General features: G+C 69.4%; 13 protein-coding genes. 11 read left to right on the plus strand and 2 right to left on the minus strand.

All coding sequences use genetic code 11. The features are described from left to right. On the plus strand, positions 1-1,678 hold a 1,678-nt coding region (locus ACOHWE_RS19565), incomplete at its 5' end, for a M10 family metallopeptidase C-terminal domain-containing protein (protein ID WP_420668424.1). 168 nt (positions 1,679-1,846) lie between these two features. On the opposite strand, the gene ACOHWE_RS19570 is transcribed toward ACOHWE_RS19565, so the two are convergent. Both ACOHWE_RS19570 and ACOHWE_RS19575 read right to left on the minus strand, forming a co-directional pair. Next, a complete protein-coding gene (locus ACOHWE_RS19570) occupies positions 1,847-3,184 on the minus strand; it encodes a polysaccharide biosynthesis/export family protein (protein ID WP_420668425.1) in 1,338 nt (445 codons plus the stop codon). 24 nt (positions 3,185-3,208) lie between these two features. Then, positions 3,209-5,413: a GumC family protein gene (locus tag ACOHWE_RS19575; protein WP_420668426.1), complete on the minus strand. Its 2,205-nt coding sequence runs from the start codon at positions 5,411-5,413 to the stop codon at positions 3,209-3,211. 651 nt (positions 5,414-6,064) lie between these two features. Between ACOHWE_RS19575 and ACOHWE_RS19580 the strand changes: the two genes are divergently transcribed. The 10 genes from ACOHWE_RS19580 to ACOHWE_RS19625 form a co-directional block, all read left to right on the plus strand. Next, positions 6,065-6,745 carry a sugar transferase gene (locus ACOHWE_RS19580; RefSeq protein WP_420668427.1) on the plus strand — a complete coding sequence of 227 codons (681 nt, stop codon included), beginning with the start codon at positions 6,065-6,067 and terminating at the stop codon, positions 6,743-6,745. A gap of 60 nt (positions 6,746-6,805) precedes the next feature. Next, positions 6,806-8,188: an O-antigen ligase family protein gene (locus ACOHWE_RS19585; RefSeq protein WP_420668428.1), complete on the plus strand. Its 1,383-nt coding sequence runs from the start codon at positions 6,806-6,808 to the stop codon at positions 8,186-8,188. After that, entirely contained in the window at positions 8,176-8,970 is a 795-nt protein-coding gene (locus tag ACOHWE_RS19590; protein ID WP_420668429.1) for a sulfotransferase family protein, read from the plus strand. Before ACOHWE_RS19585 ends, ACOHWE_RS19590 begins: the two co-directional genes overlap by 13 nt. 11 nt (positions 8,971-8,981) lie before the next feature. Then, a complete protein-coding gene (locus tag ACOHWE_RS19595) occupies positions 8,982-10,136 on the plus strand; it encodes a glycosyltransferase family 4 protein (protein WP_420668430.1) in 1,155 nt (384 codons plus the stop codon). A 78-nt stretch (positions 10,137-10,214) separates the two neighbouring features. Continuing rightward, positions 10,215-11,324, plus strand: coding sequence for a hypothetical protein (locus ACOHWE_RS19600; RefSeq protein WP_420668431.1), 1,110 nt, complete (start codon positions 10,215-10,217; stop codon positions 11,322-11,324). A 262-nt stretch (positions 11,325-11,586) separates the two neighbouring features. Continuing rightward, positions 11,587-11,910, plus strand: coding sequence for a hypothetical protein (locus ACOHWE_RS19605; RefSeq protein WP_420668432.1), 324 nt, complete (start codon positions 11,587-11,589; stop codon positions 11,908-11,910). A 283-nt stretch (positions 11,911-12,193) separates the two neighbouring features. Continuing rightward, entirely contained in the window at positions 12,194-12,436 is a 243-nt protein-coding gene (locus ACOHWE_RS19610; RefSeq protein WP_420668433.1) for a hypothetical protein, read from the plus strand. 72 nt (positions 12,437-12,508) lie between these two features. After that, positions 12,509-13,714 (plus strand): hypothetical protein, encoded by a 1,206-nt coding sequence (locus ACOHWE_RS19615; RefSeq protein WP_420668434.1) that lies wholly within the window; start codon positions 12,509-12,511, stop codon positions 13,712-13,714. Then, a complete protein-coding gene (locus ACOHWE_RS19620; protein WP_420668435.1) occupies positions 13,690-14,820 on the plus strand; it encodes a nucleotidyltransferase family protein in 1,131 nt (376 codons plus the stop codon). The genes ACOHWE_RS19615 and ACOHWE_RS19620 overlap by 25 nt, the downstream gene beginning before the upstream one ends. A gap of 477 nt (positions 14,821-15,297) precedes the next feature. Beyond that, positions 15,298-15,666: hypothetical protein (locus tag ACOHWE_RS19625; RefSeq protein ID WP_420668436.1), on the plus strand; the 369-nt coding region annotated here is incomplete at its 3' end.

A 15,666-nucleotide genomic window follows, 5' to 3' on the forward strand; every position in this document is an offset into this window, starting at 1 on the left:
CCAGGCCTGGGACGCGCTGCGGGTGGCCGGGTCGTCCGACGGCTACGAGATCTCCAACGTCTGGGTCAGCGACGTGCGCGACGACGCGTTTGAAAACGACACCCCCTCCAACGGCAGCATCCGCGACAGCCTGTTTGACGGTGTGTTCTCCGGCATCAGCCTCGGCCACCCGAACATGAGCGACGCCTCCCACAAGGTGCTCGAGCTCGACGGCGTGCTGATGCGGATGGAATCCTACCTCTTCAAGGGCAACATGACCCACCAGTCGCCCTTCAAGATGGAAGGCAAGAGCCCGCAGCTGAGCATCTCCAACAGCATCTTTGCCATCGACGACGTCGATCACGTCGGCGACTCGCGGCTGCAGACCGCCTGGGACAAGACCATCCATTCCTCCAACAACGTGTTCCTGAACCTCTCCGACAAGCCGCTGCCCGGCGACTACCCGATGCCGCCGGCCGGCTGGACCGTGCTGCAGGGCGAGGAGGCGCGCGACTACTGGGAGGCGGCCCGCGCCGACTGGATCGCCAGCCGCGGCGAGGACGCGGTGACGGTGGCGCCGCAGCCCGAGCCCGAGCCCGAGGTGGAACCGCTGGCACCGCAGCCGGAACCGGAGCAGGAGACCGCGCCCGCGCCGGAGCAGGAGACCGCCACCGGCAGCACCCGCTCCCTGGGCGAGGGTGTCTCGGTCACGGAAACCGGCAAGATCGTTCTCGACGGCACCCTCTACACCAGCCTGGAGTCCGGGCCGGACGGCGAGGCGCAGACGCTCGGCGAGGCGCAGTTCGAGGTTGGCGGCAGCGCCGAAACCAGCGATCACCACATCATCTACAAGTGGAAGACCGGCGAGCTGTTCTATGATGAGGACGGCGAAGGCGGCAGCGAGCAGGTCAAGATCGCCCAGCTCGACACCCGGCTCAGCCTCGAGCACACCGACTTCGCGGTGACCGGCGGGACGGCCGGTGCCCCGGAGGCTGCCGAAACCCAGGAGCCGGCGCCCGCGCAGCCGGAGCCGGAGCAGGAGACGGCAGCCACGGAGCCCGCGCCCGAGCAGGAGCCGGCGGTCACGCAGCCCGCGCCCGCGCCCGAGCAGGAGCCGGAGCCGGCGGCAGCGGAAACCGAGGCGCTGACGCTGACGGGCACCAATGGCGACGACGCGCTGACCGGCGGCGCCGGCGATGACGAGCTGCGCGGCAGGAAAGGCAGCGACGCGCTGCAAGGCGGTGCTGGCGAGGACGCGATCTATGGCGGCGGCGGCGGCGATGCGCTGCAGGGCGGCGCCGGCCGGGACGAGCTGAACGGCAAGAAGGGCCGGGACGAGCTGCGCGGCGGCGCCGGCGAGGACGTGCTGACCGGCGGTGCCGGCAAGGACATCTTCGTCTTCGACACCGCGCCCGATGGCAGCAATGTGGACACCATCACCGACTTCAAGCCGGGGACCGACAAGATCGCGTTCGACACGTCGGTGTTCACCAGCCTGGAGAGCGGCGCGGACACGCTGGATGCGGACTTCTTCGAGGTGGGCGGCAGCGCCGAGGACAGCAACGACCACGTCATCTACAAGTGGAAGACCGGCGAGCTGTTCTACGACGCCGATGGCCAGGGCGGCAGCGATCAGGTGATGATCGCCCAGATGGACACCCGGCTGGACCTCGACGCCGGCGACTTCCTGCTGGTCTGATCTCCGCTCCCGCCTCCCGCAGGCCCCGCGCCCCCGCGCCCGGGCCTGCGGCGCGGGGCCGGCACAAAAACAGCGGCCCGCCCCTCCAGCCCCAGGCTTCCGGCCAGCGGCTGGAGGGGCGGGCCGCAGGCGTTTCCCCCGCAAGCTGCACCCGGCGCCGCCTGCCGGTCACTGCGTGGGCACGGCTTCGGCCTCTTCTGCGGGAATGGCCCGCACCTCCAGAACATCGCCGGGCAGCAGCGGGATATCGCTGAGCTCGCCGGTCTCGATGCCGCCGCTGCCCGGCCGGTGGATCATGATGCGGTAGGCCGGCTTGATCTGGGAGACGAGATGCTGGCCGCCAAGCGCCATCAGGCGCTGGTCCAGCGCCGCCAGCCGCCGCTCCAGGGTTCTGAGCGAGGCGGTGCTGCTGACGATCTCGCCAAGCAGTTCGGCGCGCTGCGAATACTGCAGCCGCGCCACCTCGTCGCTGCTGCGCGCGAGGTCCAGCTGCAGCCGGTGAATCTCGCCGGAGGTCTCCAGCGCCTGCATCGAGACATCCAGCACCGCGCGGCGCGCCTCGGTCACGTTGGAGGCGGGGGTGAGGCCCCGGTCGGCCAGCGACTGCGCCCGCTCCAGCGCATCCTGTTCGATTTTCAGGTTGGCCTGATGGGTGCGCAGCAGCTCCTCCAGCACCTCCAGCCGGTTCTTCATCTGCCGCGCCACCAGCTCGGAATTGCCGCGGGACAATTGCCGTTCCGCGTTGCGGGCGTCCAGCCAGCGGGCGGCGCCATCGTCATGGGCCGCCGCGGCGGCTGCCGCCGCTTCCGCCGCTTCCGACCCTTCCGCGCCGCCGCTGCCGATCGCGGCAAGATCCGCCTCGAGCCGCGCCAGCGTCGCCTTCACGAAGGCCGCCTCGCCCGCCAGCACGTCGCGCTCCGCCGACAGCGAGATCAGCTGGGTGCCGGAGTCCGGCAGCTCGAGCGCCGCCCCGAACCCGCCCGCGCGGGCAATGGCCTGGCGCAGGGTGAGGCCCGGCCGGAACGGCTGCTCGCCGTTTTCCCGGACATCGCCGATCAGGTAGACCGGCCGGTAGGCCGCCACGGTGAGGAACAGCAGATCCGGGCTGATCTGGCGCCAGACCTCCTGGCCGTCGGCGCCCACCGTGCGCACCGGGGTGCTGCCGGCCTGCGCCGCCACCTCGCGGCGCAGCCCCTCGATGGTCAGCCCCGCGGCCTCGACCCAGCCGACCAGCGGCAGCTGCAGGCGGCCGTCCATGCCGATGGTGGAGACGGTGCTGAGCTCGGGCACCCCGATCACCGCATAAGACACGGTGTCGCCGGGCGCCAGCGCCAGGCCCTCTTCCGCCGCCCGCCCGCTGCCGGCGGCAAGCACCGCCAGCACGGCGGCGATCACCAGCGCCAGCACCCGCAGAGGCCGCACCGCGGCCCGCAGGCCTGTGCGCCCGGCGCCCGGGCCGCCGCCTGCGGGAGCGACTCGTCCGTTCCGTTCTGCATATGCGCCCATGTCCCGTCCCCCGCTGGCCCCGCCTCACCTGGCAGCTGCGGCCTGATCCAGGCCGTAACTGGTGAATTTCACATTGCTGGCCATCGACAGCACCACCCCCGCAACCGGCGCCCCGGTGGCCTCCAGCTCCCGCAGCCCGGCCAGCACCGCATCGCGGGAGGTCTTGTTCCACTTCACCACATAGACAAGCGAATCCGCGTATTTGCCCAGGATCTTCGTATCCACCGCCAGAAGCGCCGGCGGCGCATCCAGGACCACCAGGTCGTAGGCGCTGCGCAGCGTCTCGATCAGCTTGGCAAACCCGGGCGAGGAGAGGATGTCCACCGAGGAAATGTCCTGCCGGATCTGGGCGCCGCTGGCGGCAAGCACGTGCAGCCCGGTCACCGGGTCCTTGCGGACCGCCTTGTCCAGCGGGGTGGTGCCATCCAGCACCGAAACGAGGTTCTGCTTGTCCTGGGCATCGCCGAGCAGCTGGTACAGCTTCGGCCGCCGCAGGTCGCAGTCGACGATGATCGTGCGCTTGTTGATCCGGAACGAGGCCAGCGCCGTCAGGGCGGCGAGCAGCGATTTGCCCTCGCCCGGGTAGGAGGAGGTGAACAGCACCACCTTGGGCGGGGCGGCGTCGCGGGTCAGCAGGATATTGGTCCGCAGCCCGTGGACGGCCTCCGCGATATGCGAGTTGGGCTCGGCGGCAAAGGTGCGCAGGGCCTCGACCGGCCGGGTGCCGCCGGCCGCCGGCATCGTGGCGAGCACCTCCATGCCGGTGACCTTCATCACCTCGGCGGCCGAGCGGAAGGTGTTGTTGAGCCGCTCCCGCAGGAACACCAGCACCACGCTGAGCACCAGCCCGCCCAGGACCGCGATCGTCAGGGCGTATTTCTTCGGCTCCGAGAAGGCGGCGAGCGGCGGCTCCGCCAGGGTCAGGATGCGGGCGTCGGCGCTTTCCAGCTTCACCTGCTCGGAGGCTTCATTGAGATGCCGGATCCTGGTCTCGTAAAGGGTCCGGCTGGCCTCGGCCTCCCGTTCCAGCTGCCGGATCGCCAGCTCGTCCTGGGTCTGCTGCAGCACCTTGCGGTCGAGAACCCCTTTTTCGGCCTCGATCAGCTCTATCTGCCGTTCCAGGGACTGCCAGCGCGTGCGGGCGATCTCGACGATGCGGGCGGCCTCCTCCGCCTGCCGGTCCTTGAGCAGCTGGAGCGCCCTGCCGATGTCCTCGAAGGCGGGATGCTCCGGCGGCAGGGCGCCGGTCAGATTGGCCTGCTGCACCCGCAGCTCGCTCTCCCGCGCCAGCAGGGCGGCCATGGGCGCGGATTCGCGGAATTCCGGCACCGCGCCGGGGTCGGTCTGCTGCTGCAGCGCGGCTGTCAGCCGCTGGTAGTCGGCGCGCGCGGCGCGGGCCTCGTTCTTGGTTTCGGAAAGCGCGCTGATCAGCGCCTCCAGCTCCTGCTTGGTGATCGGCAGGCTCTGGCCGGCTTCCAGCGACTGCGCCGACTGCGCCACCGCCACCGCCTTTTCCGCCTTCTGCACCCGTTCCCGCAGCTCGTCGACGCGGCCGGTCAGGAAGTCGGTGGCGGCCTGGGTGGTCGACAGGCGCACGTGCAGCTGGTCGTCGATGTACTGTTTGGCAAAGGCGTTGGCCACCTCTGCCGAGGTCTGCGGGTCGGCGGAGATGAAGCTGATCTCGATCACCCGGGAGGCGGGGATCGGGTTCAGCCGCAGGCCCTGGGAGACGTTGAGCGCGACGATGCGGCGCTCGAGATCGGGGATTTCGGCCGCGAACCCGGGCTCCGGCTCCATCGCCGCGGGCAGCAGATCCAGCAAGGGGTGCGGCTCGGAAAGCTCCGGCTCGCCGAGCGCCGGGTTGAACTCCGGATAGGTGTGCAGCTCCAGCTCCTCGACCACCCGGTTCAGCAGCGCGGTGGAGCGCAGCACCTGGATCTCGTTCTCCAGCCCGTCCTCGCCGGCCGGGGAGACCCCGCCGCCCGCCGCGATCTCGCGCAGCTGCGGGTCGAACATCACCTTGGCGCTGGCCTTGTAGGTGGGCTCGATGCTGGAGGAGAAGAACACCCCGAGCGCGGCGGCCAGGGCGGTGATCAGGAGGATGGTCCAGCGCCCCCGCCAGAGGGTCGCGAACAGCGCCCGGATGTCGATGGCCATGTCAGGCTCGGGCGGGCGGGCGGCCGGGGCAACCGGGTATCCCGGGGTGAGCGCGGAATGCCGGTTTCTCATGCCGCGGCTTCCGGGCGGGCCGCGGCCTGCGGGCGCGGCCGGGGCGGCCGGGGCGGCCGGGGCGGCTGTGGCGGCCGGGGCGGCTGGAACATTGGCGGCATCACAATTGCATCTCCCCGTAATTCGTTCGAATGCCCGGGCCGGGCCGCGGGCCGGCCGCGGCGCGCCGGATATGCAGGCCGGCCGCCCCGGCAAAACCCGGCCGGGCCGCGGCCCGCAAGGGCCGTTTCACTGTATCCAGGTGGATTTAGAGCGGGTGCCGGTGACATCGAGTTTCTTGATGAAAAAAAGAAAACAGCAGGCAGCCCGCCCACTATAACCGGGCCCTGCGGCTTCCGCCCCTACTCAAATAAGATTAATTCCGGAGGCCTAAAACGGATTACCCGGCGCGGGCGGTTTCCCGCCGGGCATTAGCCCCCCTCACACCAATTGATAGGGCCGGGCGCGGCGGCAGTTTTGCTAGGCTGGGCGCACTCTGCATTACGCGACTGTAAATCGTTTACCGGCTTTCATTTGTTCCGCGGCATTCCGCGCGGCTTTTCCGCGGCATTCCGCGGGGAGTTCATGGCGGCTGGTGTTTTCTTGGGGGGGAGAACCGGCGTGCGAGGGGAAATAAGCAACAGAAGCGGTCTGACATATCCGGATTTCGGATTGAAAGGGGAAATTTCCTCCCTGCAGCCGTCCAACCTGAATTCATCCATTCTGAAACCGCCGGCGCTGAAGCCGCTCGCGGGCTGGCCGTCCGCCTTCCAGCTGTCGAAGCGGTCGCTGGACGTTGCCTCCGCCCTCGCCGGGCTGATGCTGGCCGCGGTTGCGGCGGTGGTCCTGCTGGTGCTGAACCCGTTCTTCAATCCCGGGCCGCTGCTGTTCAAACAGCAGCGGATGGGCATGTGGGGGCGGCCCTTCACGATGTGGAAATTCCGCTCGATGACGGCAGCGCCGGAGGGCGCGCGGCGCGATCCGACCAGCCCGCTGGAAACCGACCGCATCACCCCGCTCGGGCAGTTCATCCGGCGCAGCCGGATCGACGAGCTGCCGAACTTCTGGAGCGTGCTGACCGGCGAGATGGCGCTGGTCGGCCCGCGGCCCGATGTCTGGGACCACGCCACCTGGTTCAGCGTGCACGTGCCCTATTACAAATACCGGGTGCGGGTGCGGCCGGGCATCACCGGGCTGGCGCAGATCCGCGGCGGCTACGCGGATGAGGTCATCACCATCCACCGCAAGGCCCGCTACGATTACCACTACATCCGGAATGGATCGGCGATGATGGACCTCTATATCATCCTGCGGACCGTCTCCGTGATGATCTTCGGGACAGGCGCCAAGTAGGTGCAGAGGGGAGGCGGGGCCGCCAGCGGCGTCATTCTGGACTGGACCGGACACGTGCCTGTGCAGCTGTATGGAGAGGAGCTTTCCCGCCCCCGGCCCGGCCGGGACGCAATCGGGCTCGGCACCGGGATCTTTGCGGCCGGGATCTTCCTCTCCGGGGTGCTGATCAACCCGCTGAACCCGGCGCAGGAGATCCGCATTGTCGCCGCCGACCTGTGCTTTCTGCTCGGCACCTTCCTGTTCCTGCTCACCTCGACCAGCAAGCAGGGCGTGCTGCGGCTCCGGCTGCACCCGAACACCCGCGCCATTCTGCTGGTGCTGGGCGCCTTCCTGCTCTGGGCCTTCCTGTCCGGCGTGGTCGCCACCTATCTCTATGACCAGCCGATGCGGAAGCTGTTCCAGACCATCGCCAACTATTCCTATGGCGCGGTGCTCTGCGCCGTCACCATCGCCGCCTCGGCCGGCGCCCGCAGCTTCCGGCTGTTCCTCAATGCCTATGCGGCGGGGGTGGTGCTGGTGTCGTCGTTTTCGGTGCTCGCGGTGTTCGCCGAGGCCCCGGACTGGGTCTATCACGGCGGCGGCCGGATCAAGTCCACCTCGCAGTCGGTCAACCAGCTCGCCGCCTTCGTGGCCCCGGCGCTGCCGCTGTTCCTCATCCTCTGCCTGCGGGCCTCGGTCTCCCGGGCCACGACGCTGGCCTATTTCACCATCGTCGGCTTTGCGGCGGTGGCACTGGCCGGAACCGGCAGCCGCACCGCGCTGGTGCTGGCGCTGGTCTCCTTCCTGCTGGTGGTGCTGGCGGCGCTGATGTTCTGGGCCTCCCGGCCCGGCTTCGCGGCCGTCATCCTGGCCTCCTGCGCCGCCCTGGTGCTGGGCTTTGCCCTCCTGGTCATCGCCTTCCTGGAAGCGGGCGCCAGCGCGCTGCCGGGATTCCTGGAGACCCTGGCCCGGCCGCTCGACCGCTTCCTGAACCCCAGCACCCTGGAGGACGGGCTTGGCCCGCGCTACGAGCAGATGGTGCTGGTCTGGCGGGGCTGGGTCGACCACCCTTTCTTCGGCGTCGGGCCGGGCAACTTCAAAAGCTACACGGTGAGCGATTTCGAGGTCCACAACACCTATCTCGGCACGCTGATCGAGACCGGCGTGCCCGGGCTGCTGCTGCTCTTGCTGTTCCAGGCGGCGATCATGCTCATGGCGCTGAAATGCGCCTTCGGCCCCGGGCCGGGCGCGCGGCGGATCCAGGCCTTCGCCCTGTTTGCCGCATTCCTGATCGTGAGCCTCTACGGGCTGGGATCCTTTGGCCTGCGGCAGCGCCCGTTCTGGATCCTGGCCGGGCTCGCCCTCAGCGTGCTGAACCGGCACTGGCTGGGCCCCGGCTGCTTTTCCGGCCCCTATTATGACGATGGCCGCTATTATGGGAGGACCGCGCAGTGTTCGGGTTGAAAACCGCCGTGTTCTGCGGGCCGATGAAGTCCGGCACCACCTGGGTGCATGCCTATCTGCAGGCCCGCGGCGATGTCTGCCTGCCCGCGCGCACCAAGGAAATCTTCTATTTCGACCGCTACTACACGCGCGGGCCTGCCTGGTACGAAGGCCAGTTCCGGCCGCAGCCGCAGCACCGCATGCTGGTTGATGTGGCGCCCAGCATCCTGGCCCAGCCGCACGCCCCGGTGCGGGTCGCCGAAACCCTGCCGGAGGCCCGGGTCATCATCCTGCGCCGCGATCCGGTGGCGCGGGCCTGGTCGCACTACCTGCATCTGAAGCGCTACGGCTACACCGCGGCGCCGCTGGCCGAGGCGATCGAGGCGCATCCGGCCATCATCGAGGCGAGCCAGGTCGAACGCTGGCTCGCGCGCTGGCGCGCGGCGCTGGGGGAGGACCGGGTGAGCCTGCTGGATGCCTCCCTCCTGTCCCGCGATGCGCAGGCCTTTGCCCGCGCCGTGGACGCCCTGCTGGGGCTGCCGGAAAGCCCTGTGGACGCAAGCCGGATCGGCCGGATCAATGGCGCCGCGGTGCCGCGGCACTATCTGATCTCGAAACTGGCCCGCAAGATCTCCTACGGGCTGCGCGACATCGGGCTTGACGGCCTCGTGCAGGCGGCCCGGGACCGGGGCTGGAACCGGATCTATGCGCGCCGCAGCGGCGCGGCGCCGCCGCCCGCGGCCAGCGAGGCCGACAAGGACCTGATCAGAAGCAAGCTCATGGAGGCCAGGGAGCCGGTATGAGGGGAACCAGTATGAAGGGAGCCAGTATGAAGCCGGTCATCGCGATCATCTGCAACACCGCCCTGCACGTGCACCGCTCCCGCACCACGCTGATCCGGGCGCTGCAGGCCTGCGGCGCGCAGATCCTGCTGATCAGCCCGCGGGACGCCTCGGTGCCCGAGCTGGAGCGGATGGGGGTGATCCACGAGCATGTGGGGATCAGCCAGTATGGCACCAATCCGGTGCAGGAGGCCGCCGCCTATTTCGCCATCCGCGCGGCGCTGCGGCGGCACCGGCCCGCGGTCTGCCTGTGCTACACGATCAAGGCCAATACCATCGGCGCGCTCGCCGCGCAGGCGCTCAGCATCCCGGTGATCAACAATATCGCCGGCACCGGGCGCGCCTTCGACGGCGCCGGGCGGCTCAAGCGCGCCTTCTTCATCGCGCTTTATGCCAAAGCCCTGCGGCGTTCGGCCCGGGTGTTCTTCCAGAACACCGACGATCTGCAGTTCTTCCTGCAGCACGGCATGGTCGGCGAGGCCGCGGCGCGGCACATCCCCGGCAGCGGCGTGAACCTGCAGCGCTTCACGCCCTCGGCGGAGTTCCCGGAGGAGGTGGTGTTCCTCTATGTGGGGCGGCTGCTGATCTCCAAGGGCGCGCAGATGTTCATCGACGCCGCCCGGGAGATGCTCCGCCGCGGCACCAGCGCCCGCTTCGTGATCGCGGGCGAGCGGCTCGATGAAAGCGGATACGTGAGCGCCGGAGAGCTTGCGGCCTTTGCCCGCGCGGAGCAGTGCAGCTACCTCGGCCAGGTGCCCCCTGGCGAGATCGCGGCGCTGCTGCGCTCCTGCAGCGTGCTGGTGCTGCCCTCCTACTACGGCGAAGGCGTGCCCCGCACCCTGCTGGAGGCGGGCGCGGTGGGGCGGCCGATCATCTCCACCGACAGCGTCGGCTGCAAGGATGTCATCCGGCACGGGGTGAACGGGCTCAAGATCGCGCCCCGCGACCAGGAGGAGCTGCTCGCCGCGATGCAGGAGGTGGCGGAGATGGAAGCCGGCACCCTGCACCGGCTCGGCGCCCAGAACCGGAACATCGTCGAGACCAGGTTCGACGAGAAGATCGTCATCCAGGCCTATCTCGACGAATGCGGCCGCTTCCTGAGCGGCCTGGCGGCGGCAAGGGCCTGAGCCCCGCCGCCCGCGGGGGCCTGCGGGGCGCGGGGCCTGGCGGGCAGGGCCAGGCGGGGACAGACAAGCGAGGAGAACATGACCCGGCGTGCTGCCTTGACCCTGTCCATTGTCCGCCTGCCGGCGCTGGCGCTGGCGCTGGCGGCGGGGCTCGGCCTGCTTTGCCTCGCGGCGGTGGCCGGGTCCCCGGCCCGGACCCCGGCCGCCGCGGCCGCCCCGGCAGAGACCGCCCGGCCGGACCCCGCCCAGCCTGGCACCGCCCCTGCAGACACCGCCCCTGCAGGCACCGCCCCGGCCGGGGCCCGCCTTTCCCGGCAGGCGGCGCGGCCGGACCGGGCCCTGGTGGGGGCGGCCTTCGGCTACCGGCAGTTCCGGGCCAACCGCAACGCCACCAAACGGATCGACGCCCGCGGCGCCAGCTGGCGGCTCAGCAATTACGGCCCGCGCCAGAACCGCTACCCGTTTCTCATCGACGGCAGCATTCCGGGCACCCAGGTGGCCGGCGGCCGCATCGAGGGCGAGGTGCCGCTGGATCTGGACTGGGCCGACATCTACGTGAACTCCGCCGCAGTGATGGCGCGCGACGCCCCCGGCATAGAGCTGCACGGCTGGACCATCCGCCAGGCCTGGGACGGCATCCGCATCGCCGGCGCCTCGGAGAACTTCCTGATCACCCGCGCCGCGGTCTACCAGGCCCGCGACGATGCCATCGAAAACGACCACGGCAATCCGGGCACCATTTCCAACAGCCTGTTCGACGGCGTCTTCTCCGGCCTCAGCATGACCCGCCGGGAGATGCCGGACCGGAGCGCCGGGGTGGTGCGGCTCGACCGCGTGCTGATGCGCCTGCAGGCCTATCCCTTCAAGGGCCGGCTCACGCATCAGGCGCCGTTCAAGATCGAGGCCGGCAGCCCGGCGCTGGAAATCCGCGGCTCGGTGCTCGCGGTCAGCGACGTGCACCATATCGGCCAGCACCGCCTGGCGCTGGCCTGGGAGAAGACGCGCGCGGCCTCGGGCAACCATTTCCTGAACCTCTCCGATGAGCCGCTGCCGGAGGGCTACCCGCTGCCGGGTGCGGGCTGGACCGTGCTGCAGGGCGCCGCCGCGCGGGCGCATTGGGCGGCGGCCCGGGCGCAGTGGCTGGCCCGCGCCCCCGCCGGGCAGAGGCGGGCGGCCCGGCTGCCCTAGCCGCCGGGGTTTTGCGCGCCCCCGCAATTCAAAAACCGGCCCGCAAAATGAATTCCCGGAAATGATTAGGGCGCGATCTATCCGAATGGATAAAGCCGCAGATCCAAAAGGATTAAGACACCCTGCACCCTTCCCTCCCCAATGGGGCAATATTGCTTCAAGCCTTTTTCGATGGTACTCTTAACTGCTGGATGCTGAAACATTACGCACCGGTTTAATTGGTACGGAGGTCGTGCCCATCTTTTAACACGAGGGGGGTGTTATGGTGGAAAAAGACATTTCTTCTCCGGAAGAAAACGAAACCGAAGAAAAACTTGAAATTGAAAGCAAAAGCGAAGCCAGCGTTCCTCTGAATTACAGCCGCCGCGAGGCCGTCAAGGCGCTGGCGAAATATTCCGCGGCCGTCGGCGGCGCCGCCGCGGTTGTGGTCACCGCCGACGGGCTGGTCAGCGAAGCTTCCGCCTACGGCTCCAAGCCGGTCAAGCAATACCCCGGCCGCAAGAAGATGCGCCGCTGGAAGCGCCTGGGCAAGATGCGGAGATGGCGGAGATGGCGGAGATGGCGCCGGCGGAACCGGCGGAGCTGACCGCTGGCGGGGAACCCTGGAACGGGTTTCCCTCCCCGGGGGGCACTTTCCCCATGGACAGCCCCGGCATCCGGCACATCTCATTTGGAAATGCTGCGCCGCTCTCATTCCTGTGCGGCGCTTCATTGCCGGCTATTTAACTGCTGAACTAACTACTGAACCAATTAGTGCTTAACGAGTGAACTGTCTGATACTTAACTGCTGAACTGAACTTCCGACTTTCTGCGCATCGCTCACTCTGATGCGGCTGTCATGCCCATCACCACTCACAGGGGATACCATCGTGGGAAAGGAACTTTCTTCGAGGGAAGAGGCCGAGGTTGAAGCCGCAGCCAAGGCGCCTCTCGAATACAGCCGCCGGGACGCCGTGAAAGCGCTGGCGAAATATTCCGCTGCCGTTGGCGGCGCCGCCGCCGCCGTGGTCACCGCGGACGGGCTGGTCAGCGAAGCCTCCGCCTATAAGTACAAGGAGAAGAAGCTCAAGAAGGTCAAGAAACCGAAGAAGCCGAAGAAACCCAAGAAGTGAATGGGCGGAACCCGGTGACTGGCCAGACCAAGGCGGAGAATGCAATGACCGCAGGGGCGGCAGGATGGACCGATGGCAGGGAAACCAGGCGTGGTTTCCCTGCTGAACAGCATGGGCGCCCGGCAGGCCATGAACCGGATTGAAGGCTTCGCTCTCGGCACAGCGTTCCTGCTGCATTCCCGCGGGAGCGGAGCCCTGCTTTCCAGCAACGGCTTCGGGCGCGATATTTACGACGCCCTGCGCGCGGACCCGGAGCTGCCGGAAGTCACCGCAAAAATTGCCCGCCAGCACGGGGTCGCGCCCAGCGATGCCGCGCCGCTGGTCGAGGAGGTGATCAGCCAGTGGCAGGCGGCGGGGCTGTTCCGGCAGGGCATGTGCCCCTTCGTGGCCCCCGTTGCCTACCGGGTGCCGCACACCGGTGAACCGCAAACCTTCCGCCTCGGGGACAGATACGTCACCTTGCGCTGCGAGGATCCGCAGCTCTCGGAGCAGATTGCCGCCTCCCTGGCGGAGTATGCGGCGCCGGCCCAGGAGATGCCGGAGGACGGCGGCGCAACCGTTCTCATCGATGTCATCATCGCCGCGGAGGGCGAGGCGGACGCGGAAGAGGAATATGGCGTGTTCCGCGGCCGGGAGCCGGTCTGGGGGCGCGCGCCGCAGGATCTCACCCGGTTCCATATCATCCGCGAATGCATGGATCACCTCTGCACGCCGTCCCGCGTGGCCGCGCATCTGCATGCCGCGGCCGTCGCCGAGGAGGGGCGGGCGGTGATCCTGGCCGGCGGCAGCGGCCGCGGCAAGACCACCCTTGCGATGGGGCTGCTGGCCGCGGGCGGCGCGCTTGCGGCGGACGATCACGTGGCCCTGTCGGTGGACGGGCGGCACATGCTGGCGTTTCCGGCGGCTTCCGCGGTCAAGCGCGGCGCCTGGGATCTGCCGCAGGCGCAGGCGCTCGGGCTGGCCGCCGGGGCCGCCGCCTCGCCGCGGGACGGGGTGCGCTATCTGCGCCCGCCGCGCCGGGTTCCGGCCGCAGCCCCCGTCGCCGTCGCGGCCATCGTCTTCCCGGAGTATGGCGGCGCGGGCGCCGCCAACAGCCTGGCGCGGCTGGATCCCGCCGAGGCGCTCACCCGGCTGATCCAGACCGGCGGGCGGGTGTCGCGCCGCAACCCCTCGCTTGCGCCTCTGGTGGCGCTGCTGGAGCGGGTGCCCTGCTATGAGCTGCGCTATGGATCCACCCGCTATTCGGTAGAGACATGCCAGTCCCTGCTCGCCCGCTGAACCGGCTGCTGGCCTGCCGCTCGCGGCCGCACCGGGCCATCCTCGGGCTGATGGCCCCGGCGCTCGGATACCCGGTGCCGGGCACGCTGGCGCAGGATCTGCGGGCCAGCAGCCCCGGCGAGCTGGTGAAAATCGCCACCTACGCCTACGTCCATACGGTGATCGCCTCCGCCTTCGAAAACGCCCCGGAGCTCGCGCAGGCGGTGCCGCGCGACCTGTGCATCTATTTTGCCGAGATGCAGAAGGCCAACCGGCGGCGCAATGACGCGATCCGGGCGCAGCTTCTGCAGATCGGGGAGATCCTTGCCGCCAGGGGCATCGAGGCGGTGGCCCTGAAAGGCTGCGCCGGACTCCTGCAGCCGGTCTACCCGGCGCCGGGGATGCGGTTTCTGAGCGACATCGACCTGCTGCTGCAGGACCGCGACATCGGCGCCGCCTGCGCCGCCCTCGAAGCCGCCGGCGCCGCCCCCAGCACCACCCGCGGCGTGACCGGGCGCGGCCACCACCACCTGCCGCCGCTGACCTGCACCGGCTGGGCGGTCTCGGTCGAGCTGCATCACGCCCTGGGGGGCGCGAAAGTGGCCCGTCTGCTGCCCGCGGGCGAAGTGTTTGCGGCCTCGCAGCCGGGCGGCCGCCCCGGCCTGCGCCTGCCCGGCCCGCTGCACCGGGTGATGCACCTGGCGGCCCATGCGGAACTGTCGAAACGGCCGCTCGAGGCGCCGCTGCTGGCGCTGCGCGATTGCCTGGAGCTGCGGCAGATGCAGGCGGCCCTGCCGGCCGGGACCGTGGCGGCCGCGCGCGGCCGGTTTGCCGCCGCGGGCTGCGGCAAGGCTTTCGGCCGCCTGGCAGAGGCCGCCGCGGCCGTTCTCGAGCCCGCCGCCGCCCCGGAAACCGGGGCCGGGCTGCGCTGCGGCAACAGGATGCTGCGGCTGTTCGGGCGGCCCGCGGAGCAGAAACTCCGCAAACTGGCCGGCTGGACCGGATTCTACATCGGCCAGTTCGTCAGCAATCCGCAGTTGCGCAGCTACTACCTCAGGATGCTGGCCAGCCCGGAGGCGCTGGCGCGGGTGTCCGGATTCCACCGGAAATGGCTGCAGCGATTCTGACCGCCAGGCCCCTGCCGGCGCGGCCGCCCGGCGGCGGCGTCCGGACCGCCGGCCAGGGAACTTTCCCGCCAGGTCCGGCGTTTACCGGAGGGCCGCTGCGCCGGCCCGGCGCGCCGGCGCGGAGCCGGGCCCCTTGCGGCGCCTCTGAAACCGGCGCCGGCGGCGCCGGAACAGCCGCCCGTCAAACCCCTTTTTTCCATGATCCATGCGGCATCGCGCCGCGGAGAAATTCCGCCGCGGCGAAGGCGGCATGCCGCCGCCCTGCAGCGGGGCTGCAAGCCAATGAGTTTTGCGAAGTTTCAACCATTGGCCCTTATACAATCCTGACATAGCAAGACCCCGCCCATGGCGGAGCCCCGCCAGTTCCGCCCGGGGCAGGCCGCCTGCGCTTGCCTCAGAGCCGCCGGCACAGCATTTCCCCGGACCAGAGAACACCCCGGACCTTACGAGTGGAATAATCCGAAAGGACTAATGAGCATGGTTTCGAAAGTAACCCTGACCGGCGATTACGGCTATGAGGCCTACCGCTACAACGGCGGCGATGCGCAGGCCATCGACGCCACCAAGGCCAGCTGGACCGTGGCCAACACCGGCAGCAAGACCAACCTCTACCCCTTCCTGGTGGACGACGCCAAAACCGGCATCGACATCTACGGCACCACGATCGACGGCACCGTGCCGCTGACCGGCGAATGGCAGAAGCTTTACACCAACTCGGCGGCGGTGATGGTGCGCGACACCCTGGACGCCGACATCTACGACATGCGGGTCTCCCAGGCCTGGGACGCGCTGCGGGTGGCCGGGTCGTCCGACGGCTACGAGATCTCCAACGTCTGGGTCAGCGAC

It is taken from the genome of Cribrihabitans neustonicus (assembly GCF_048820895.1).
Taxonomy (GTDB): Bacteria; Pseudomonadota; Alphaproteobacteria; order Rhodobacterales; family Rhodobacteraceae; genus Cribrihabitans_A; species Cribrihabitans_A neustonicus.

Coding starts and splice junctions, on each gene's coding strand:
- ACOHWE_RS19570 (WP_420668425.1), bottom strand. CDS start 3,184: ATGGGCGCATATGCAGAACGGAACGGACGAGTCGCTCCCGCAGGCGGC.
- ACOHWE_RS19575 (WP_420668426.1), bottom strand. CDS start 5,413: ATGAGAAACCGGCATTCCGCGCTCACCCCGGGATACCCGGTTGCCCCG.
- ACOHWE_RS19595 (WP_420668430.1), top strand. CDS start 8,982: ATGAAGGGAGCCAGTATGAAGCCGGTCATCGCGATCATCTGCAACACC.
- ACOHWE_RS19600 (WP_420668431.1), top strand. CDS start 10,215: ATGACCCGGCGTGCTGCCTTGACCCTGTCCATTGTCCGCCTGCCGGCG.
- ACOHWE_RS19605 (WP_420668432.1), top strand. CDS start 11,587: ATGGTGGAAAAAGACATTTCTTCTCCGGAAGAAAACGAAACCGAAGAA.
- ACOHWE_RS19615 (WP_420668434.1), top strand. CDS start 12,509: ATGGCAGGGAAACCAGGCGTGGTTTCCCTGCTGAACAGCATGGGCGCC.
- ACOHWE_RS19620 (WP_420668435.1), top strand. CDS start 13,690: ATGCCAGTCCCTGCTCGCCCGCTGAACCGGCTGCTGGCCTGCCGCTCG.